Origin of the sequence: Bradyrhizobium sp. ORS 375 (assembly GCF_000239775.1) — a bacterium.
GTDB lineage: Bacteria > Pseudomonadota > Alphaproteobacteria > Rhizobiales > Xanthobacteraceae > Bradyrhizobium.
The window spans coordinates 13,999-33,589 of the sequence record NZ_CAFI01000114.1; the positions used below are offsets into that span (position 1 = coordinate 13,999).

Below are 19,591 nucleotides of genomic sequence, written 5' to 3' on the forward strand. Positions count from 1 at the left end.
TTTTTTGCGTCTCCTCCACCGGCAGACATGTCCGGCAACGCAGCGACGATTGCGGCGGATCAGCCGCTAGGCCCTCGGCTTGAGACCGCCCTTGGCTTCGATGAAGCCGATGATCCGGTCGAGGCCCTGGCTCTTCTTGAGATTAGTCATCACGAAGGGCCGCTCGCCGCGCATGCGCTTCGCATCCGTCTCCATCTTTTCCAAGGAGGCGCCGACATGCGGCGCGAGGTCGATCTTGTTGATCACCAGCAGGTCGGAGCGGGTGATGCCCGGACCGCCCTTCGAGGGAATCTTGTCGCCGGCCGCGACGTCGATCACGTAAATCGTGATGTCGGCCAGCTCCGGCGAGAACGTCGCCGCCAGATTATCGCCGCCGGACTCGATGAGCACGAGATCAAGGCCGGGAAATTTGGCGCGCATGTCGGCGACGGCCGCGAGATTCATCGAGGCGTCCTCGCGGATCGCCGTGTGCGGACACCCGCCGGTTTCGACGCCGGCGATGCGGTCCGGCGTCAACGAGCCGGAGCGGACGAGAAACTCGGCGTCCCATTTGGTGTAGATATCGTTGGTGATCGCCGCGATGTCGTAGCGCTCCCGCATCGATTTGCAGAGCAGATCCATCAGTGCGGTCTTGCCGGAGCCGACGGGGCCGCCGACCCCGACGCGGAGCGGACCGTGAGACGATGCCATGTCATATACCCTTTTGTCGTCTGCGCGATTGCGCGAAACCATCTATTTGCAGCGGCATATGCGCCGCGGTCCCGACCAGATCGTTGATGCAAGAACCGCCCCCTCGCGGCAGACAGTCGCGCCGGACGACGTCCTGCTCCGTCACGACCGAAACAGCCTCGTATATTGCGTCTCGTGGCGGAGGCTGGCGAGATCGGCGCGGAACGTCGCGGTGCCGATGTCGTCGAGCGAGGCGTGGAGAGCCCGGTCCGCTGTCGCGACGACGACCGGCTCCAGCGCGGCGAGCACGCGCTGGCTGTCGGTCTGCCCCAGCGGAACGAGTCGGCTGCCGGCGGAAATCCAGTTCGACACCAGGGCGTGCAGGAAGCCGTGCAGCAGCGGTGCCAGAGGCACCCCGTGAAGCGCGCCGACCAGCCCCACGGCCACCGGATAGACGATGGTGTCGCATTGCGACACCGCCTCGTCCAGGCCGGCGCAGCTCCAGGCGGATCGCGCGATCTCGATGAAGGCACGTCCCTGGGCGGTGGTTTCGAGCTGGCGCTCGCGCGACGGCACGAAGGCGGCGGCGAGCTCGGCGACCTCGCTCAAGCGCTTGATGTCGTCCAGCTCGGTCGCCTGATGCGCGTGCACGAGAAAAGCGGCATCGCAGAAGCCGGAGCCGTCGGCGAGCATCGTCGCGAGCCAGTCGCGAAGCGCGGCCGCATCGCCGACGTCGCCGGCTTCGACGGCCCACTCGATGCCACTGGAATAGGAGAAGCCGCCGATCGGGAACGCCGGCGAGAGCCAGGTCAGCAGCCGGTACAGCGCGGCCGCATCCGCGCCGTTCGCCGTTGCCGGGCCGCGCGCCAGCTCATTTGTGGTCATGAGCATGGGAATGACCGTGCTGATGGTCGTGGCCGCAATGCTCGTCATGCACATGATCGTCATGCGCGTGGCCGTGGTCATGGCCGTGATGCGCGTGCCCGTGGTGGGCGTGATCGTGTCCGCCATGATCGTGATGACCGTGACCGTGGTGGTCGTGGTCATGGCCGTGATGATCATGATCATCATGCGCGTGGCTGGGCTCGGCGTAGGCGCCGCCTTCCGGATCGAACGGCGCCTCGATCTCGATGACGCGCGCGCCGAGGCCCTTCACCATTGCCTCGATCACGTGGTCGCGGCGGATGCGCAGGCTCTTGGCCATGATCTGAGTGGGCAGATGCCGGTTGCCGAGATGCCAGGCGAGCCGCACCAAATGATGCGGGTCGCTGGCGCGGATCTCCAGCAGCGGCTCGGCTGCGGCAACGACCTCGATCAGACGGCCATCCTCCAGCACGAGCGCGTCGCCACCACGAAGCGCGGTGGCGTGCTCGAGGTCGAGCAAAAATTCCAGCCCACGCGTACCGGTCATTGCCAGCCTTCGCCGGTTCCTATCATCGAAATCGAGCAGGACGGAATCGGCAGCCGCCTCTCTCCAACGATGCTGCCCGAGCACGCGCGTCGCGCGGATCATGCTGATATCCTCATCTCATAATTCCGCTCAGCGGACATCGACCTTCTCAGGCGTGATGATCTCGATCTTCGGCGGCGCCGCCATGCATTTCACGGCGACACGCCCGAACGTCTTCATGTGCTCGGTCGCGCGATGCGGCACCAGGGCCTCCGCATTCTCCCACTGCTCGACAAACACCATCCGGCTCGGATCCGTCACGCTCTCGTGCAGATCATAAGCGATATTGCCGGGTTCCTTGCGGGTCCCTTCGATGCAGGCGGTGGCCGCGGCAATGAACTCGGCACGCGTTTCGGGCTTGATGGTCAAGGTGGCAACGACATAGATCACGAAGCAGTCCTCCCGGTACGTTTCTGTTTCTGGGTACCGGGCGCAAGTTTAGAACATGAAATAGCGCTGCGCCATGGGCAGCACCTCGGCCGGCTCGCAGGTCAGCAATTCGCCGTCTGCACGCACCTCGTAGGTCTCGGGATCGACCTCGATGTTCGGCGTCGCGTCGTTGTGGATCATGCTCTTCTTCGAGATCTTGCCGCGGGTGTTCTGCACCGCATAGAGCTTCTTGGACAGGCCGAGCTTGCGCCCAAGACCGCCGGCAACCGCCGCCTTGGATGTGAAGATCACCGAGGAGGCCGTCAGCGACTTGCCGAAAGCGCCGAACATCGGCTGGTAATGCACGGGCTGCGGAGTCGGGATCGAGGCGTTCGGATCGCCCATCGGCGCCGCCACGATGGTGCCGCCCTTGATCACGCAGTCCGGCTTGACGCCGAAGAACGCCGGCGACCACAGCACGAGGTCGGCGAGCTTGCCCTTCTCGACCGAGCCGATCAGCTTCGACACGCCATGGGCGATCGCCGGGTTGATCGTGTATTTGGCGATGTAGCGCTTGACGCGGAAATTGTCGTTGTCCCTGCCCTTGTCTTGCGGCAAGGCGCCGCGCTGTTTCTTCATCTTGTCGGCGGTCTGCCAGGTCCGGATGATGACCTCGCCGAGCCGGCCCATCGCCTGCGAGTCCGACGACATCATCGAGAGCGCGCCGAGATCATGCAGGATGTCCTCGGCCGCGATCGTCTCCTTGCGGATGCGGCTTTCGGCGAAGGCGAGATCCTCGGCGATCGACGGATCGAGATGGTGGCAGACCATCAGCATGTCCAGATGCTCGTCGATGGTGTTGCGCGTGAACGGCCGCGTCGGATTGGTCGACGAGGGCAGCACGTTCTTCAGGCCGGCGACCTTGATGATATCGGGCGCGTGGCCGCCGCCGGCGCCTTCGGTATGGAACGCGTGGATGGTGCGGCCCTTGAAGGCCTTGATGGTGTCCTCGACGAAACCGGACTCGTTCAGCGTGTCCGAATGCAGCATCACCTGGATGTCGTGATCGTCGGCGACCGACAGACAATTGTCGATCGCGGCCGGCGTCGTGCCCCAGTCCTCGTGCAGCTTCAGCGCACAGGCACCGGCCTTGATCATCTCGACCAGCGCGGCGGGACGCGACGCATTGCCCTTGCCGGAGATGCCGAGATTGACCGGGAAGGCGTCGAACGACTGCATCATCCGGCCGATGTGCCAGGGGCCCGGCGTACACGTGGTCGCGAACGTGCCGTGCGACGGGCCGGTGCCGCCGCCGAGCAGCGAGGTGACGCCACTCATCAGCGCGTGTTCGATCTGCTGCGGGCAGATGAAATGGATGTGGCTGTCGAAGCCGCCGGCGGTGAGGATCTTGCCCTCGCCCGCGATCACGTCGGTGCCAGGACCGATGACGATGGTCACGCCCGGCTGGATGTCGGGATTGCCGGCCTTGCCGATCGCCGAGATCATGCCGTCCTTGATCGCGACGTCGGCCTTCACCACGCCCCAGTGGTCGACGATCAGCGCATTGGTGATGACGGTGTCGGCGGCGCCCTGCTTGCTGGTCGCCTGCGACTGGCCCATGCCGTCGCGGATCACCTTGCCGCCACCGAACTTCACCTCCTCGCCATAGGTGGTGAAGTCCTTCTCGACCTCGATGATGAGATCGGTGTCGGCCAGCCGCACCTTGTCGCCGGTGGTCGGGCCGAACATGTCGGCATAGACGGAACGCTTGATCTTGACGGACATCGTTGGCCCCCAATCAGTTCTGTGTGTCGTGTTGTCGAGACGCCGGCGATCCGCTCACAGCGACCCTCTTGCATTCGTGACTGTCTCGTCGAACAGCGCATCCAGCTTCTCATTCACGCCGCGGCAGCCGGCGACGACCTGTTCGGCCCAGCCGACATACTCCATCAGTTCGAGCTGCTGTTCGAGGTCAGGCTCGAAGAAGACGCGGGCGCGGATGTTGCTGATCTTGTCGGCGATCTTGATCTGCTTGGCGCCGGCGGACTTGCCGGGCGCCGCGATGACCTGGACGGCGCGCCGCTCGCTCTTCGGCAGCGTCATGTCATCGGTGACTTCCTCGACCAGACCTGCCACGCGCGCGCCGAAGCGCTGTGCCAGCTCGTCGCGCGTGGTGTCGGTGTCCTCGATCGTGTCGTGCAGCCAGCCGGCTGCGACCAATTCGGCATCCGCACCGTCCGTGGTGCTAGCGAGGATGTTGGCAACCTCGGCGAGATGATTGATATACGGCTCCTCGTCGCGCCCTTCGCGCTGCTGGCCGGCATGGCGGCGCGCCGCCAGCTCGGCCGCTTCGGAGACGAGGCGCAGTCCGGTCAGCATCGGTCTACAGCTTGCCCATCACGTCGCCGCGGAAGCCATAGACCATGCGCTTGCCCGCAAGCGCCACCAGCTGCACATCGCGGGTCTGGCCGGGCTCGAAGCGCACCGCGGTGCCGGCGGCGATGTCGAGCCGCATGCCGCGCGCTTTCTTGCGGTCGAACTTCAGCGCCGGATTGGTTTCGAAGAAATGGTAGTGCGAGCCGACCTGGATCGGCCGGTCGCCGGTGTTGGCGACCGAGAGCGTCACCGTCTTGCGGCCGGCATTCAGCTCGATCTCGCCGTCCTGGATGAAGAGTTCGCCGGGGATCATGTGTTACCTCGCAGGTTTCCACTGCGTCATGGCCGGGCTTGACCCGGCCATCCACGTCTTTCCATTGAGATCGAAGAGCGTGGATGCCCGGGTCAAGCCCGGGCATGACGACCGAAAGAGTTGGGCTCGCCTCACCGGATCGGCTCGTGCACCGTGACCAGCTTGGTGCCGTCCGGGAACGTCGCCTCGACCTGGATGTCGTGGATCATCTCGGGGATGCCGGGCATCACCTGATCGCGGGTCAGCACCTGGGCGCCAGCCTGCATCAGTTCGGCCACGGTGCGGCCGTCGCGCGCGCCTTCAAGGATGAAATCGGAGATGATGGCAACCGCCTCGGGATGGTTCAGCTTGACGCCGCGCTCGAGCCTGCGGCGGGCCACGATGGCGGCCATCGAGATCAGGAGCTTGTCCTTTTCGCGGGGAGACAGGTTCATGCGGCTTCTCTGGTGATCGCTTCTGGTAATCGCGGGTTCGTAAACGTCGATTCGTAAACGTCTAATTGAGCCACAGCCGCGGCAGCGGCACGGCGGAGGCGCAGCCGAGCACGGCCATCATGTCGGCGCGCAGGCTCGCGGCATCTTGGGCACAGAAGCGCGCCATTGCAAATCCATTCCAAGCCGACAGGCCGGCCTCTCCACGAAAGGTCGGCAGGCTTTCCCGGATGCGCTCGACCAGCGCCGCATCACCGGGCACGATCAGGGCCGTGCCGATGGCGGCGGCGCCCTTGGCGATGGCCGGCTGCCCCAGCTTGTCGCCGATGTCGCCATCGAGACGGGCCGTCTCGGCGAACACGAGCTTGCCGCCGCGCTTGAGCCGCCAGCGATCGACGAACTCGCCCTCACGCATGCGCTCGCCCATCGCCGTGCGGCCGAACACGACGATCTCGCAGAGGAGCAGCGAGGCCGTGTCGGCGAGGTCGATGTCGATGCGGCGGTGGATGCGGGCGCGGTCGAACAGGATCGTCTCCTGCGGCAGCCAGGAAATATGCGCGCCGGCTTCAGCCTTCAGCGCAATATCGAGTCCGGCCGGTCGGCCAGGGGCGCGATAAATCTTCTCAGCCGCTGCGCTGGACAACGTGACGCGGCTGCCCTCGCCGGCCGCAACCTCGATCGAAAAGCGATCACCGCCTGCGATACCGCCGGCCGTGTTGACGAACATCGCCGAGAGGCCGTCGTCCTCGGGCGACGGAAAGCGCACGCGCAGCGAGCCGGACTCATGCAGATGATGGCGGCGCGTCACGCCGTCCTGCAGCCGCACGTCGAAGCGCACCGCGCCGCGGGCGCGGTTGGCCTCGAAGATGTCGGCGGCGGTGGTGGCGGGATCGGCCCGCATCGATCCCCTCCCCCTGGGACCGGACGCGGCGAGGCCGCGCCCTTAAAGCTAGGTAACGATCACAACGCCATCTGGCGGCTGATCTCGGCCTGGTCGAGATTGGCGCGGGTGCAGGTGAACTTCACTGCGCCACGATCCATCACGGCGAAGTTGTCGCCGAGTTCGCAGGCAAAGTCGAGATACTGCTCGACAAGGACGATCGCGATATTGCCGAGATTGCGCAGATACGAGATCGCCCGGCCGATGTCCTTGATGATCGAGGGCTGGATGCCCTCGGTCGGCTCGTCCAACAACAGGAGCTTTGGCCGCATCACCATGGCGCGGCCGATCGCGAGTTGCTGCTGCTGGCCCCCGGAGAGGTCGCCGCCGCGGCGGCCGAGCATCGATTCCAGCACCGGAAACAGCGAGAACACATCGTCGGGGATGCTGCGGTCGGACCGCTTCAACGGGCCGAAGCCGGTCTTGAGGTTCTCCTCGACGGTCAGCAGCGGAAAGATCTCACGGCCCTGCGGCACGAAGCCGATGCCCTTGCGCGCCCGCTCATAGGGCTTGAGGTGGGTGATATCGGCGCCGTCGAAGATGATGCTGCCGGAGGCCAGCGGATACTGTCCGACCAGCGCCCGCAGCAGCGAGGTCTTGCCGACGCCGTTGCGGCCGAGCACACAGGTGACCTTGCCCGGCTCCGCGGCGATCGAGACGCCGCGCAGCGCCTGGGCGGCGCCGTAATAGAGATTGATGTCTTTGACGTCGAGCATTGCCTAGCGTCCCAGATACACTTCGATCACGCGCTCGTTCGACGACACCTGGTCAATGGTGCCCTCGGCCAGGACCGTGCCTTCATGCAGGCAGGTGACCTTGACACCGAGCTCGCGCACGAAGGTCATGTCGTGCTCGACGACCATGACGGTGTGATCCCGATTGATTTCCTTGAGCAGCTCCGCCGTCTGATGCGTCTCGACGTCGGTCATGCCGGCCACGGGCTCGTCGACCAGCAGAAGCTTCGGATCCTGCGCCAACAGCATGCCGATCTCAAGCCACTGCTTCTGGCCGTGCGACAGGCTGCCGGCGAGCTTGCGCCGGACATCCTTGAGCCGCACCGTCTCCAGCACCTTGTCGATCTGCTCGGCCTCGCCCCTCGAGCCGCGCCAAAACAACGTGCCCTTGACGCTGTGATCGACATTCAACGCCAGCAGCAGATTGTCCTCGACCGACTGGCTCTCGAACACCGTCGGCTTCTGGAACTTGCGGCCGATGCCGAGCTCGGCGATGCGGGTCTCGTCGAGCCGCGTCAGGTCCGTCTTGCCGTCGAACAGCACCGTGCCCTCATCGGGCTTGGTCTTGCCGGTGATGATGTCCATCATCGTGGTCTTGCCGGCGCCGTTCGGGCCGATGATGGCGCGCATCTCGCCCGGCTCGAGTGTCAGCGACAGGTTGTTGATGGCGTGGAAGCCATCGAAGGAGACGTGGACGCCGTCCAGGTAGAGCAGCGACGAGGTCGAGCGGGTATCCATCACGTTCACGGGATCACTCCGCCATCTTGGGTTCGGTGACGCCGTCCTCGCGGGCGGCGCTCGCGGCGTTGGGCTTGTTGGTGCCGAGTTGCTCCCACCAGGCATTGAAAGTGCCGATGATGCCTTTGGGAAGAAGCAAGGTCACGAGTACGAACAGCGCGCCGAGCATGAACAGCCAGTACGGAGCGAGTACGCCTGAGGTGAAGAACGTCTTGGCGTAGTTCACGACGACTGCGCCGAGCGCGGCTCCCACCAGCGTGCCGCGGCCACCGACTGCGACCCAGATCACCGCCTCGATCGAGTTGCCAGGAGCGAACTCGCTTGGATTGATGATGCCAACCTGAGGGACGTACAGCGCGCCGGCGACGCCGGCCATGCAGGCCGACAGCGTGAACACGAACAGCTTGTAGGACTCGACGCGATAGCCCAGAAAGCGCGTCCGTGACTCGGCGTCGCGGATCGCGATCAGCACCTTGCCGAGCTTCGACGATACGACGGCACGGCAGATCAGGAACGCCAGGATCAGCGCCAGACAACTCAAAGCGAACAGCGCAGCGCGCGTTCCCTCAGCCTGGACGTTGAAGCCGAGGATGTCCTTGAAATCGGTCAGGCCGTTGTTGCCGCCGAAGCCGAAATCGTTGCGGAAGAAGGCGAGCAGCATCGCATAGGTCATCGCCTGGGTGATGATCGACAAATAGACGCCGGTGACGCGCGAGCGGAAGGCGAGCCAGCCGAAACCGAAGGCGAGCAGGCCGGGCACCAGCAGCACCATCACCGCGGCGAACCAGAACATGTCGAAGCCGTGCCAGTACCAGGGCAGCTTCGAATAATTCAGGAACACCATGAAGTCCGGCAGGATCGGATTGCCGTAGACGCCGCGGGTGCCGATCTGGCGCATCAGATACATGCCCATCGCGTAGCCGCCGAGCGCGAAGAACGCGCCGTGGCCGAGCGAGAGGATGCCGCAATACCCCCAGATCAGATCGATCGAGAGCGCCAGAATCGCGTAGCAGACATATTTACCCCACAGCGCCACCAGATAGGTCGGCACCTGCAGCGCCGAGCCCGCCGGCAGCAGCAGGTTGGACAGAGGGATGAGGATGCCGCAGGCGGCAACGACCAGGAGGAAGATCGAGGCGCCACGGTCGAGCGAGCGGGTGAGCATATGCGGCATCATGCTTCCACCGCCCGGCCCTTGAGCGCGAACAGGCCGCGCGGGCGCTTCTGAATGAACAGGATGATCAGCACCAGGATCGCGATCTTGCCGAGCACGGCGCCGGCGACCGGCTCCAGGAACTTGTTGGCGATGCCGAGCGTGAAGGCGCCGACCAGGGTGCCCCAGAGATTGCCGACGCCGCCGAACACCACGACCATGAAGGAATCGATGATGTAGCTCTGGCCGAGATTGGGACTGACATTGTCGATCTGCGACAGCGCCACGCCGGCGATGCCGGCAATGCCCGAGCCGAGGCCGAAGGTGAGCGCGTCGACCCGTGAGGTCGCGATGCCCATCGACGCCGCCATGCGGCGGTTCTGCGTGACAGCGCGCATCTCCAGACCGAGCGCGGTGTAGCGCAGCATCGCCAGCAGGATCGCAAACACGGCCATCGTGAAGCAGAGGATCCAGAGCCGGTTGTAGGTGATGGTGATCTGTCCCAACTCAAACGCGCCGCTCATCCAGGAGGGATTGCCGACCTCGCGGTTGGTCGGACCGAACGCGGAGCGCACCGCCTGCTGCAGGATCAGGGACAGGCCCCAGGTCGCGAGCAAGGTCTCCAGCGGACGGCCATACAGGAAGCGAATGATGGTGCGCTCGATCAGTACACCGATCGCGCCAGCCACCAGGAAGGCGAGCGGTGCGGCGATCAGCAGCGAATAGTCGAACAGCGCCGGGTAACGCGTGCGGATGACCTCCTGCACCACGAATGTGGTGTAGGCGCCGAGCATCACCATCTCGCCATGGGCCATGTTGATGACGCCCATGACGCCGAAGGTGATGGCGAGCCCAATCGCGGCCAGCAGCAGCACCGAGCCGAGCGACAGCCCATACCATGCGTTCTGCACGCCGGACCAGATCGCGAGCGAGCCCTGGATCGAGGAGATCGCACTCGCCGCGGCCTTGGCGACATTCGCCGGCTGGTCGCCGCCGCTGATCTCGGTCAGCAGCGCCAGCGCCTCTTGATCGCCGCGCGCCTTGATCGTGGCGACGGCTTCGAGCTTGTCCACCTCGCTGGCGTCGGACTTGAACAGCAGGATCGCAGCGCGCGCCTCGGTGAGCGCCTGCTTCACCGCACCATTGGTTTCCTTGGCGAGCGCCGACTCGACGGTCGGCAGCGTCGCCTCCTCATGCGACTTGAACACGGATTTCGCCGCGGTCAGCCGGGTGTTGGTGTCGGGCGACAGCAGGGTCAGGCCGCCGAGCGCGGCATCGACGCTGCGGCGCAGCCGGTTGTTGAGGCTGACGGCTGCGGCGCTGTCCGGCAGCTTATCGACGGCAGCGCCCGTCGCGGCGTCGATAATCTTGCCGTCGGCCTGCTTGATGAAGACCTTCTTGGTTTCGGCATCGAACATCAGCCGCTCGTCCTGCAGCGCGCTGATGATCGGGAAGGCCAGCGGATTGCCCGAGACGGCAATCTCGCCCACCGCGTCGTCGGTGTCGGAGAAATCGTCGTTGGCGAACTTGGCGACCGACTCCTCGAAGCTGGCGGCGAAGGTCGGAGCGGTCGCGGCGAACAAGGCAATGGATAAAAGAAGGCCGCGCACAAGCGCGAGAACAATAGCAGGCACTGGATAACCCCGGCAGGAGTTCAGGAGGTCAAGAGAAGGCGGCAGACCGCCGCCTTCTCCGATCGTCATGATATCGTCAGGTCGAGATCAGGTGCCCGAGCCCAGGCACTTGTTGGTCTTGGTGTTGAAGTTGCCGCACTTCTTGCCGACCCAGTCGCCGATCAGGTCCTTGGAGCCCTCGAGCTCCTTCGACCAGGCGTCGCCGGGGACCAGATCCTTGGTCTTGTAGACGACGCTGAACTGGCCATCGCCCTTGATCTCGCCGATGAACACCGGCTTGGTGATGTGGTGGTTCGGCAGCATCTTCGACACGCCGCCGGTCAGGTTCGGCGCCTCGGTGCCCGGGAGAGCATCGATCACCTTGTCCGCATCGGTCGACTTCACCTTCTCGACCGCCTTCACCCACATGTTGAAGCCGATCACATGCGCTTCCATCGGGTCGTTGGTCACGCGCTTCGGATTCTTCGTGTAGGCCTGCCAGTCCTTGATGAACTTTTCGTTCGCCGGGGTCTTGATCGACTCGAAATAGTTCCAGGCGGCGAGATGGCCGACCAGCGGCTTGGTGTCGATGCCGGCGAGCTCTTCCTCACCCACCGAGAACGCGACGACCGGAATGTCCTTGGCCTTGATGCCCTGGTTGCCGAGTTCCTTGTAGAACGGAACGTTGGCGTCGCCGTTGATGGTCGAGACCACGGCGGTCTTCTTGCCGGCCGAGCCGAACTTCTTGATGTCGGCGACGATCGTCTGCCAGTCGGAGTGACCGAATGGCGTGTAGTTGATCATGATGTCGTCCTGAGCCACGCCCTTCGACTTCAGGTAGGCCTCCAGGATCTTGTTGGTGGTGCGCGGATAGACGTAGTCGGTGCCGGCCAGCACCCAGCGCTTCACCTTCTCTTCCTTCATCAGGTAGTCGACCGCCGGGATCGCCTGCTGGTTCGGCGCCGCACCGGTGTAGAACACGTTGCGCTCGCTCTCCTCGCCCTCGTACTGCACGGGGTAGAACAGGATGCTGTTGAGCTCCTTGAACACCGGCAGCACCGACTTGCGCGACACCGAGGTCCAGCAGCCGAACACGACCGCGACCTTGTTCTTGGTGATCAGCTCGCGCGCCTTCTCGGCGAACAGCGGCCAGTTCGAGGCGGGGTCGACGACGACGGCTTCGAGCTTCTTGCCGAGCACGCCGCCCTTCTTGTTCTGTTCGTCGATCAGGAACAGGATCGTGTCCTTCAGCGTGGTCTCGCTGATGGCCATGGTGCCGGACAGAGAATGCAGAACGCCGATCTTGATGGTGTCGTCAGCGGCTTTTGCGGAGTTGAAGCCGGCGACGCCGAGGGCCAGGCCGGCAGCAGCAGCCAGCCAGCGACGGCGGCTGAACGGCGCCGTTAATTCCTGAGTGAGTCGAGTAAGCATGCGATAATATCTCCCTGACGCAGACGTGCTTCGCAGCCAAGGCGGCCGGCGGTCTGCGGCGGAAGAATCGCAAGAAGCGTGCCATGCGGCGCGCATCGCTTAAGGCATTGACCTGAATACGGAACTCAAGAAAATCGCGGCGGAAGGTCGCAACTGCGTGCCGCGACTTTAGGCATGCCACCTGATTATTCAGCCGGCATATAGCCAACGATTTATGCACTTTGTTTCGAATGACTAAATTTAAAGCAGCCGGGTACCGTCCACTTCGCCGATCGCTTGCGCAGCGGCCTTGAAAGTGCCGTCCACCTGTTCCATATAGCTGATAGATCGAGGCGAATCGGCCGGATCTCTGCAAGCCGCGTGTTCTTTAGCTCCACATGAGCTTCTGGCTTTGCATTCTCTCCTATCCAATCTCGACGCTCCAAACACGCGGGTGTCTCTTCAACCACCCACCCGCGTCCGGCTGCCTGCCGACACGGGCCTTATCCTCTTATGGAAAGCCCAATCTTTTGACCTCTTTTCAGGATTTCAACCTCGCTGACGCGCTGACGCGCGCGCTGAAGGAAGAGAACTACACCACTCCCACCCCGATCCAGGCCCAGACCATCCCACTCGCGCTGCAAGGCCGCGACGTGATCGGTATCGCACAGACGGGAACCGGCAAGACCGCCTCGTTCGCGCTGCCGATCCTGCATCGCCTGCTGGAGAACCGCATCAAGCCGCAGCCGAAGACGGCGCGCGTGCTGGTGCTGAGCCCGACCCGCGAGCTGTCCGGCCAGATCCTCGACAGCTTCAACACCTACGGCCGGCACATTCGCCTGAGCTCGACGCTGGCTATCGGCGGCGTCCCCATGGGCCGCCAAGTGCGCGCGGTCATGCCCGGCGTCGAGGTGCTGGTCGCCACGCCAGGCCGGCTGCTCGACCTCGTCCAGGGCAACGCGCTGAAACTGTCGCATGTCGAGTTCCTGGTGCTCGACGAAGCCGACCGCATGCTCGACATGGGCTTCATCAACGACATCCGTAAGATCGTCGCCAAGCTGCCGATCAAACGCCAGACGCTGTTCTTCTCGGCCACCATGCCGAAGGACATCGCCGAGCTCGCCGATGCCATGCTGCGCGATCCGGCTCGGGTCGCCGTGACGCCGGTCTCCTCGACTGTCGAGCGCATCGCCCAGCGCGTGATCCAGGTCGATCACTCCGCCAAGCCGAGCCTCTTGGCCCAGCTGCTCAAGGACGAGCCGGTCAACCGCGCCCTGGTGTTCACCCGCACCAAGCACGGCGCCGACAAGGTCGTGAAGGGCCTGGAAAAGGCCGGCATCCCGGCCCAGGCCATTCACGGCAACAAGTCGCAGAACCATCGCGAGCGGACGCTCGCGGCGTTCCGCACCGGCGAGATCCGCACCCTGGTCGCGACCGACATCGCCGCCCGCGGCATCGACGTCGACGGCGTCAGCCATGTCGTGAATTTCGACCTGCCGAACGTGCCCGAGACCTACGTCCACCGCATCGGCCGCACGGCGCGCGCCGGGGCTGATGGCGTGGCCATCTCGCTGGTCGCGGGCTCCGACGAGATGTCCTATCTCCGCGACATCGAGCGCCTGACCAAGACCACGCTGCCGCGTGAGGACCGCCGGACCCCGGGCCAGCGCGACGCCGCGCCCGCCGGCCAGCCGCAGCGCCAAGAGCAACGGCAAGGGCAACGTCAAGGCAACCATGGCGGCGGCCGTCCTGGCATGCAGAATGCGCGGCCCAACGATGGGGGCAACGGCGCAAAAGGCCCTCGCCGTCGTCGTCGTTCCAATGCTAAGATGCCGCCTCTGCCAGGCAATCGTCAGGAGCCCCAGCGACCGTCGCAAGGCGGCGGCAAGGCCGGGTCGATTCAAGGCGTTGCATTCCTGCATCGCGAGGGCAGACCCAAAAACCACGCTCATAACCGCAACCAACGGCCAAACTAGACGTCCATCGATCTGGAGAAAGACATGGCTAAGGAAGAGCTGATCCAGTTCGAAGGGCTGGTCACCGAAATCCTTCCCGACGCGCGATACCGGGTTCAACTCGACGCGGGGCACGAGATCGTCGCCTACACCGCCGGCAAGATGAAAAAGAATCGCATCAAGACGCTCGCCGGCGACCGCGTCACCGTCGAGATGTCGCCCTACGACCTGGAAAAAGGCCGGCTGATCTTCCGCCACAAGGACGAAAGGCCGAGCACACCGGGGGGCCCGCCGCGCGGCGGCCCGCAGCGGGGCGGCCAGTTCCGCCGTCGCTGACGTGGGCGGAACGCGTTCCGCCGGCATCCCCGCCTGTCCAGCTCCTGCGCAATCCGCCACAATCCAGCGCGCCGGCATCATGTCGGCGCGTCAAAAAATCGTGCGCCCTCCCGCACCTCAGGATTGTTTTGCGCGGTCATTTCCAATAATATACCCCGCAATCGATTTTCGGCCGGACGAGATTAGCTATTACCGGTACAGCCGGTTCAGACGCTGACGACCCTTCCAAAAATTCGATCTAACCAGCCCAGACCCCTGGGTTACGACATTTGATATCTGAGAAGGGAACTACCCCCGTGAGCATGGGAACCGTGAAGTGGTTTAACGCAACCAAGGGCTATGGCTTCATCCAGCCGGATGACGGCGGCAATGACGTGTTCGTGCACATCAGCGCCGTCGAGCGCGCCGGTCTCGGCACGCTGCGCGAAGGCCAGAAGATCTCCTACGAGATCGTGGCTGACCGCCGTTCGGGCAAGTCGTCTGCCGACAATCTCCGCGCTGCCAACTAAGCCGCGCGCGCTGAAGGCGACCATCAGTCGCCTTCAGCTCTGCTCGGACTTGCAAGGTTGAACTCGCAAGGTCGGACTTGCAACGCACGATCTGCATACAAGCATGCGTATACAAAAAAGGCCGCTCTCAGCGGCCTTTTTCGTTTTGATGGTGGTCGGCCCGAACGATCGCCAGACCGGCCAATTCTGTCAGGGCTTCAGGCTCGCATCCAGGGTCAGGTACAGCTGGTCTTGGGGCTGTAGAAGACGCAGGTCGACTGCCGCGGCCGTGTATAGGCGACGTCGCTGAGGTTGATGCCGGTCTTGGCCATGACGTACCCGACCGTCGGAACGTACTGGTAGTTCACCTCGCTGAAGATCAGGTAGGTGTTGGCAACCAGAAGATCGGCCGGCACGCCGACGGTCGTGCCCGTCGTGCGCGGCGCCGACCCCTTGCTCCACACCACGGTCGCCTGCTTCCCGGTGGAATCGACGACGAGCTCGGTGATCGTCGCGTTCACCGGCGTTGTCGAATAGGGATACATGATGCCGGTCGAGGCCGCGAAGAAGTTCGACATGTCGGTATCGCCGACCGAGGTCGACTGCGACGTCAGGTCGGACAGCGTTCGCGCCATCAGCGTCACCTTGCGGTCGACCGCGATCGCCGAGCAGAACTCCACCGTGCCGAAGAACATCACCAGCATCAGCGGCACGATGAAGGCGAACTCGGTCGCGGCAACACCGCTATGGTCGGCGCGGAAGCGCCGGAGCAGGCGGAAATCCATCTTGGGCCTCGGTCCTTTTACATCGCTCATGACTGGGCTCTCGGTTTCCTTATGAGTACGGCTCGTTCTTGAATGCGGCCGTGCCCACCAGCAGCCGCTTGCTGCCGGACAGGTTTGCGATGTTGTAGCCGAGCCCGGTCACGAAGATCGGCCACTGATAGAACACCCGGACGACGACGATGTCTCCGGCCGCCCCAGGGCTGTAGGTCATGTTGTTGACGAAGTTGCCGCTGGCGTCGATCTGACTGGGAATCGTCACGCTCGAGAACGACGAGTAGCTCTTCACGTCGACATAGATCTTGTTGCAGTCGAACAGCGCCGCAGGGACCTGGGTGCAGACGTAGCTCGCGAATTGCGACTGCGAGTAGGAGCCCTGCTGCGCCTGCCCGGTCAGGATCATGCGCGCGGAGTCCTGCGTGATCGTCTCGAGCACCTGCCCGGCGAAGAACATCAGGGCCGTTTCGATGATCGCAAACAGCAGCGCAAAGAAGATCGGGGCGACCAGCGCGAATTCGAGCGCGGCCGACGCCCGCCGATTGCGCCGAAAGCGCCGCAACAGCCTGCGGATCGAACCGGTCGCGGAGACAGAGGCTTGCATTGTTTGACCCGGAATTGGAAAGGCACATCAACCTGGGTGAAAGAAATAGCGAAAACTTCTTGGGAAAGGGTTGCCTACAATCCGAACGAGATGGCCGGCCACGGCAACCCTCCGCTAACCATTCCCGCGGCGTCGTCCGCACCGGCCGCGGCCCTGATGAAGAGATCGTGCTGAGGTCTGCCGGGATCGCTGGATCGAAGCGCGCGTCAAGGTACGCCCCGGACCGACGCGCTGCGGCCGCGTCCGGGCTATGCACTCAACGCGAAGGGAGGACGTCTCGCGCCTCAGTTGGTTTTCGGGGCCGACGCGGCATTGCCGCTGGCCTGGCTCGACATCGTTCCGGCCTGATCGAGCACCGATTTGAAGTAGTTGTCGCCGTCGCCGAGGGTCACCCGTCGCTGGCAGATCGGCATGCAGCTGTAGGTCTCGCGATCGACGCCGCGATAGACCGTGACGAGCCGGTCGGTGGGTCCGGCCACCTGAATCTGTCGATCGATCAGCACCTGTCCGCCGCGGTCCATCGCGATGAAATTGGTCGCGCCGTAGCTCTTGCCGGTGACGACGATGATGCCGCCGCTCTGCAAGGTGACGTCGGCGATCATCGGATTGCCGACCACGAGGGTCGCGACACGATCTGGCAGCTTGACCAGCTTGGCCTGATCGACGTTCACGGCGATGGCCGGATCGGGATCTGCAGAGGCGGCCGCCGGCCACAGCAGCGCTGCCGCGACCGCGGCTCGCAGGGCAAAGGTTACACAGAGACGACTCGACACACTGAACGACATACTCAACCCCGGGGCATCTTCGAGCCGTCTCAAGCGATACGCAGCGGTGACGGCGCCCGACGCGGCAAATCTGCGCTCAATTGGTGAACGATCTCCAAACGTGCGCCAAATCCTCAAGACCGACGCGTCAGCGGCGGAACGGAAAGGCGAGCTGCCCGGCGAACTCACCCGGCATCGTCGCTTCATCCTTGCCGTAGCTCATCGGAAGCTGTCCATCGGGCATGCGGAACGTACCGAACAGGATGTCCCAGAGCGGGAAGGTCCCGGCAAAATTGGTGTTACCCCCCTCTTCCAGCGCGGTGTGGTGCCAGCGATGGAACACGGGGGTCGCCAGGACGTATTTGAAGGGCCCGAGCGTCCAGTTGAGATTGGCGTGCACGAAGGCGGAGTGGAAGGTCGTGAACGGGCCGACCCAGATCATCACGTTCGGCGAGATGCCGGCCATCAGCAGGATCACGTCGACGGCGATCGTGCCGAGGATCAGGTTGATCGGGTGAAAGCGCGCCGCCGAGATCCACTCCAGTTCTTCGGAGGAGTGGTGAACGGCGTGATATTTCCAGAACTCGCCGCCGTGGAACAGCCGGTGGGTCCAATAAAGCATGAAGTCGGCGAGCACGATGAACAGGAGCCCCTGCACCCATTCCGGCAGTTGAGCCAGCGGACCATGGCCGTTCTCGTAGAAGGCGATCAGCTCATCGGCCTCGTGAATCTTGAAGATGACGCCGGCTCCGAGCACCAGCAGCCCGATGCGGAGCACACGGGCGAACACCGGCACGAAGAACCAGTACACCATGTCGGTGACGAGCTCGCGCTTCTGCCACCACGGCTTGCCGGGATTACAGGCCCAGAAATGGCTGAGCACCGAGAACACGACCGCCAGCATCAACGTGATCGGCAAAATCTTCTCGATGGTCTGGCCGAGCATCAGCGCGACTTCCCATGGCAGACCGGACATAACGTGCCTCATTTCCTGAACGTCTCCGAGGGGTACTCCCTGGCGCTTAAGGAGCCGTGAACCCACGCGCCTCGGGCACGGGCGCCCTTCCCTCACGCATCGTCGTCACCGACCGCGTCAGAAACAGAGGATCTCGTGGTCTCGACGCTCCGGTCGAAGCGCGGAGGGCCGCGCCGGATCGCGTGCATATATCAAGTGTATATACGGGGCGGCCTGGTGCGCAGGTGACGGATCTCAAGACGCAATGCTGACCACCACGGATTTTGTTTCCATTTTTTGCGGCTCGGTTCATGCCAAATTTACTCTGCGCACGAACGGCCGCGGGAAGCGAGGTTTCATCGGTTGAATTAACTACGCCGAAATTCCTGCCCCCTAGGGTGCCCACATGGTCACGGTGCTGAGAACGCCGAAACGACCAGAACTTGTTCGACCAGCCACGTGTACATGGAGTTACCCTATGAAGAATCTTCTTGCTCGTTTCGTGAAGGATGAATCCGGCGCGACCGCCATCGAGTACGGCCTGATCGCCGCCGGCATCTCGCTCGCGATCATCGCCGCCGTGAACGGTCTCGGCTCCAGCCTGAGCTCCAAGTTCGGCTCGATCAACTCGTCGCTGAAGTAAGCGGTCGTCACGACCGAGCAAAAGAAGGCCCCGGAATTCCCGGGGCCTTTATCATTTCGACCTTCAGCTCAGCGGCGTTCAGTGATGCGTAACCACGTTGTCTCCGCAGTCGCAGCGCGGCGTCCGCCGCGGCAGGTCGATGCAGCCTTGCGCCTGGTCTGCGGCGCACTTGCTTTGTCCATCGTCGTTCTCGCGGCTCGGATCGCCAGCGTCTGGTGAAGACCAGGGCGATCGGCGGAACCTATGGGCCGTTTCCCGATCCTTTAACTCTTGCCGCTAGAGTCCGAGCGCCGGTGCATGCAGCGCCGTCTCGATATCGTTGAGAGCCCATGACCCTCGATCTCGCCCGCCTGCTGATCTTTCCGGCCCTGATGGCCTTCGCCGCGGCGAGCGACCTGCTCACGATGACCATTTCGAACCGCATCTCGCTGGCGCTCGTTGCCGGGTTCCTCGTGCTGGCGCCGCTGAGCGGAATGAGCATGGCCGACATGCTGACGCATCTCGGAGCGGGTGCGACCCTGCTCGTGATCGCCTTCGCGTGTTTCGCATTCGGCTGGATCGGCGGCGGCGACGCCAAGGTCGCCTCCGCTGCCGCCTTGTGGTTCGGCTTCGCCCACCTGATGAACTACCTGCTCTACGCCTCGATCTTCGGCGGCGTGCTCACGCTCGCTCTGATGCAGTTCCGGCAATGGCCTCTGCCCTATGCGCTGGCGGGGCAACCCTGGCTTGCACGCCTTCATGCCAAGGACAGCGGTATCCCTTATGGTATCGCGCTCGCGCTCGGCGCGTTGATGGTCTATCCGGAAACCGAATGGGTGAAGGCGGTCGACGCAGCGCGCCTCGCGCTGCTCTGACAACACCCTCCTCTGAC

23 protein-coding genes are annotated in these 19,591 nt (G+C 63.9%); 5 read left to right on the forward strand and 18 right to left on the reverse strand.

The features are described 5' to 3' along the window. Positions 1-66: 66 nt before the first annotated feature. From ureG to urtA, 14 genes are all read right to left on the reverse strand, one after another. Positions 67-690: an urease accessory protein UreG gene (gene ureG / locus BRAO375_RS10010; RefSeq protein ID WP_009027351.1), complete on the reverse strand. Its 624-nt coding sequence runs from the start codon at positions 688-690 to the stop codon at positions 67-69. A 141-nt stretch (positions 691-831) separates the two neighbouring features. Next, the gene (locus BRAO375_RS10015; protein ID WP_009027352.1) at positions 832-1,554 is read right to left on the reverse strand and encodes an urease accessory protein UreF; all 723 of its coding nucleotides are present in this window, start codon (positions 1,552-1,554) and stop codon (positions 832-834) included. Beyond that, positions 1,541-2,182 carry an urease accessory protein UreE gene (locus tag BRAO375_RS36190; protein WP_009027353.1) on the reverse strand — a complete coding sequence of 214 codons (642 nt, stop codon included), beginning with the start codon at positions 2,180-2,182 and terminating at the stop codon, positions 1,541-1,543. Before BRAO375_RS36190 ends, BRAO375_RS10015 begins: the two co-directional genes overlap by 14 nt. Before the next feature lie 27 nt (positions 2,183-2,209). Beyond that, positions 2,210-2,509, reverse strand: coding sequence for a putative quinol monooxygenase (locus BRAO375_RS10025; protein WP_008964711.1), 300 nt, complete (start codon positions 2,507-2,509; stop codon positions 2,210-2,212). Positions 2,510-2,557: 48 nt separating this feature from the next. Beyond that, on the reverse strand, positions 2,558-4,273 hold the full coding sequence (ureC, locus tag BRAO375_RS10030) for an urease subunit alpha (protein WP_009027354.1): 1,716 nt from the start codon (positions 4,271-4,273) through the stop codon (positions 2,558-2,560). A 54-nt stretch (positions 4,274-4,327) separates the two neighbouring features. Further along, a complete protein-coding gene (locus BRAO375_RS10035) occupies positions 4,328-4,867 on the reverse strand; it encodes an HD domain-containing protein (RefSeq protein WP_009027355.1) in 540 nt (179 codons plus the stop codon). 4 nt (positions 4,868-4,871) lie between these two features. Continuing rightward, complete coding sequence (locus tag BRAO375_RS10040; protein ID WP_006612145.1) at positions 4,872-5,177, reverse strand: urease subunit beta; 306 nt, start codon at positions 5,175-5,177, stop codon at positions 4,872-4,874. 131 nt (positions 5,178-5,308) lie between these two features. Continuing rightward, the gene (locus BRAO375_RS10045; protein WP_015669637.1) at positions 5,309-5,611 is read right to left on the reverse strand and encodes an urease subunit gamma; all 303 of its coding nucleotides are present in this window, start codon (positions 5,609-5,611) and stop codon (positions 5,309-5,311) included. Positions 5,612-5,672: 61 nt separating this feature from the next. Continuing rightward, complete coding sequence (locus tag BRAO375_RS10050; protein ID WP_009027356.1) at positions 5,673-6,509, reverse strand: urease accessory protein UreD; 837 nt, start codon at positions 6,507-6,509, stop codon at positions 5,673-5,675. 59 nt (positions 6,510-6,568) lie between these two features. After that, the gene (gene urtE / locus BRAO375_RS10055) at positions 6,569-7,264 is read right to left on the reverse strand and encodes an urea ABC transporter ATP-binding subunit UrtE (RefSeq protein WP_009027357.1); all 696 of its coding nucleotides are present in this window, start codon (positions 7,262-7,264) and stop codon (positions 6,569-6,571) included. 3 nt (positions 7,265-7,267) lie between these two features. Next, positions 7,268-8,029: an urea ABC transporter ATP-binding protein UrtD gene (gene urtD, locus BRAO375_RS10060; RefSeq protein ID WP_009027358.1), complete on the reverse strand. Its 762-nt coding sequence runs from the start codon at positions 8,027-8,029 to the stop codon at positions 7,268-7,270. A gap of 4 nt (positions 8,030-8,033) precedes the next feature. After that, on the reverse strand, positions 8,034-9,197 hold the full coding sequence (gene urtC / locus BRAO375_RS10065) for an urea ABC transporter permease subunit UrtC (protein ID WP_009027359.1): 1,164 nt from the start codon (positions 9,195-9,197) through the stop codon (positions 8,034-8,036). Beyond that, positions 9,194-10,756: an urea ABC transporter permease subunit UrtB gene (urtB, locus tag BRAO375_RS10070; protein WP_009027360.1), complete on the reverse strand. Its 1,563-nt coding sequence runs from the start codon at positions 10,754-10,756 to the stop codon at positions 9,194-9,196. The genes urtC and urtB overlap by 4 nt, the downstream gene beginning before the upstream one ends. 138 nt (positions 10,757-10,894) lie before the next feature. Continuing rightward, positions 10,895-12,217, reverse strand: coding sequence for an urea ABC transporter substrate-binding protein (gene urtA, locus BRAO375_RS10075; RefSeq protein ID WP_009027361.1), 1,323 nt, complete (start codon positions 12,215-12,217; stop codon positions 10,895-10,897). Between the two features lie 509 nt (positions 12,218-12,726). On the opposite strand from urtA, the gene BRAO375_RS10080 reads away from it, so the two are divergent. The 3 genes from BRAO375_RS10080 to BRAO375_RS10090 all read left to right on the forward strand — a co-directional run bounded on the left by BRAO375_RS10080 (position 12,727) and on the right by BRAO375_RS10090 (position 14,996). Beyond that, positions 12,727-14,172 carry a DEAD/DEAH box helicase gene (locus BRAO375_RS10080; protein ID WP_009027363.1) on the forward strand — a complete coding sequence of 482 codons (1,446 nt, stop codon included), beginning with the start codon at positions 12,727-12,729 and terminating at the stop codon, positions 14,170-14,172. A 24-nt stretch (positions 14,173-14,196) separates the two neighbouring features. Next, complete coding sequence (infA, locus tag BRAO375_RS10085; protein ID WP_009027364.1) at positions 14,197-14,487, forward strand: translation initiation factor IF-1; 291 nt, start codon at positions 14,197-14,199, stop codon at positions 14,485-14,487. Positions 14,488-14,783: 296 nt separating this feature from the next. Continuing rightward, entirely contained in the window at positions 14,784-14,996 is a 213-nt protein-coding gene (locus tag BRAO375_RS10090) for a cold-shock protein (RefSeq protein ID WP_006612155.1), read from the forward strand. Between the two features lie 215 nt (positions 14,997-15,211). Here the strand turns inward: BRAO375_RS10090 and BRAO375_RS10095 are convergent, their stop codons facing one another. From BRAO375_RS10095 to BRAO375_RS10110, 4 genes are all read right to left on the reverse strand, one after another. Then, positions 15,212-15,760, reverse strand: a complete 549-nt coding sequence (locus tag BRAO375_RS10095; protein ID WP_009027365.1) for a TadE/TadG family type IV pilus assembly protein — start codon at positions 15,758-15,760, stop codon at positions 15,212-15,214. 49 nt (positions 15,761-15,809) lie between these two features. Beyond that, positions 15,810-16,358 (reverse strand): TadE/TadG family type IV pilus assembly protein, encoded by a 549-nt coding sequence (locus tag BRAO375_RS10100; RefSeq protein WP_009027366.1) that lies wholly within the window; start codon positions 16,356-16,358, stop codon positions 15,810-15,812. Between the two features lie 284 nt (positions 16,359-16,642). Next, a complete protein-coding gene (locus BRAO375_RS10105) occupies positions 16,643-17,143 on the reverse strand; it encodes a pilus assembly protein N-terminal domain-containing protein (RefSeq protein ID WP_035639845.1) in 501 nt (166 codons plus the stop codon). Between the two features lie 127 nt (positions 17,144-17,270). Beyond that, positions 17,271-18,098: a sterol desaturase family protein gene (locus BRAO375_RS10110; protein WP_009027368.1), complete on the reverse strand. Its 828-nt coding sequence runs from the start codon at positions 18,096-18,098 to the stop codon at positions 17,271-17,273. Positions 18,099-18,555: 457 nt separating this feature from the next. Between BRAO375_RS10110 and BRAO375_RS10115 the strand changes: the two genes are divergently transcribed. Continuing rightward, positions 18,556-18,720, forward strand: coding sequence for a Flp family type IVb pilin (locus tag BRAO375_RS10115; RefSeq protein ID WP_008964729.1), 165 nt, complete (start codon positions 18,556-18,558; stop codon positions 18,718-18,720). A 329-nt stretch (positions 18,721-19,049) separates the two neighbouring features. Then, entirely contained in the window at positions 19,050-19,574 is a 525-nt protein-coding gene (locus BRAO375_RS10120; RefSeq protein ID WP_009027369.1) for an A24 family peptidase, read from the forward strand. Positions 19,575-19,591: the final 17 nt, after the last annotated feature.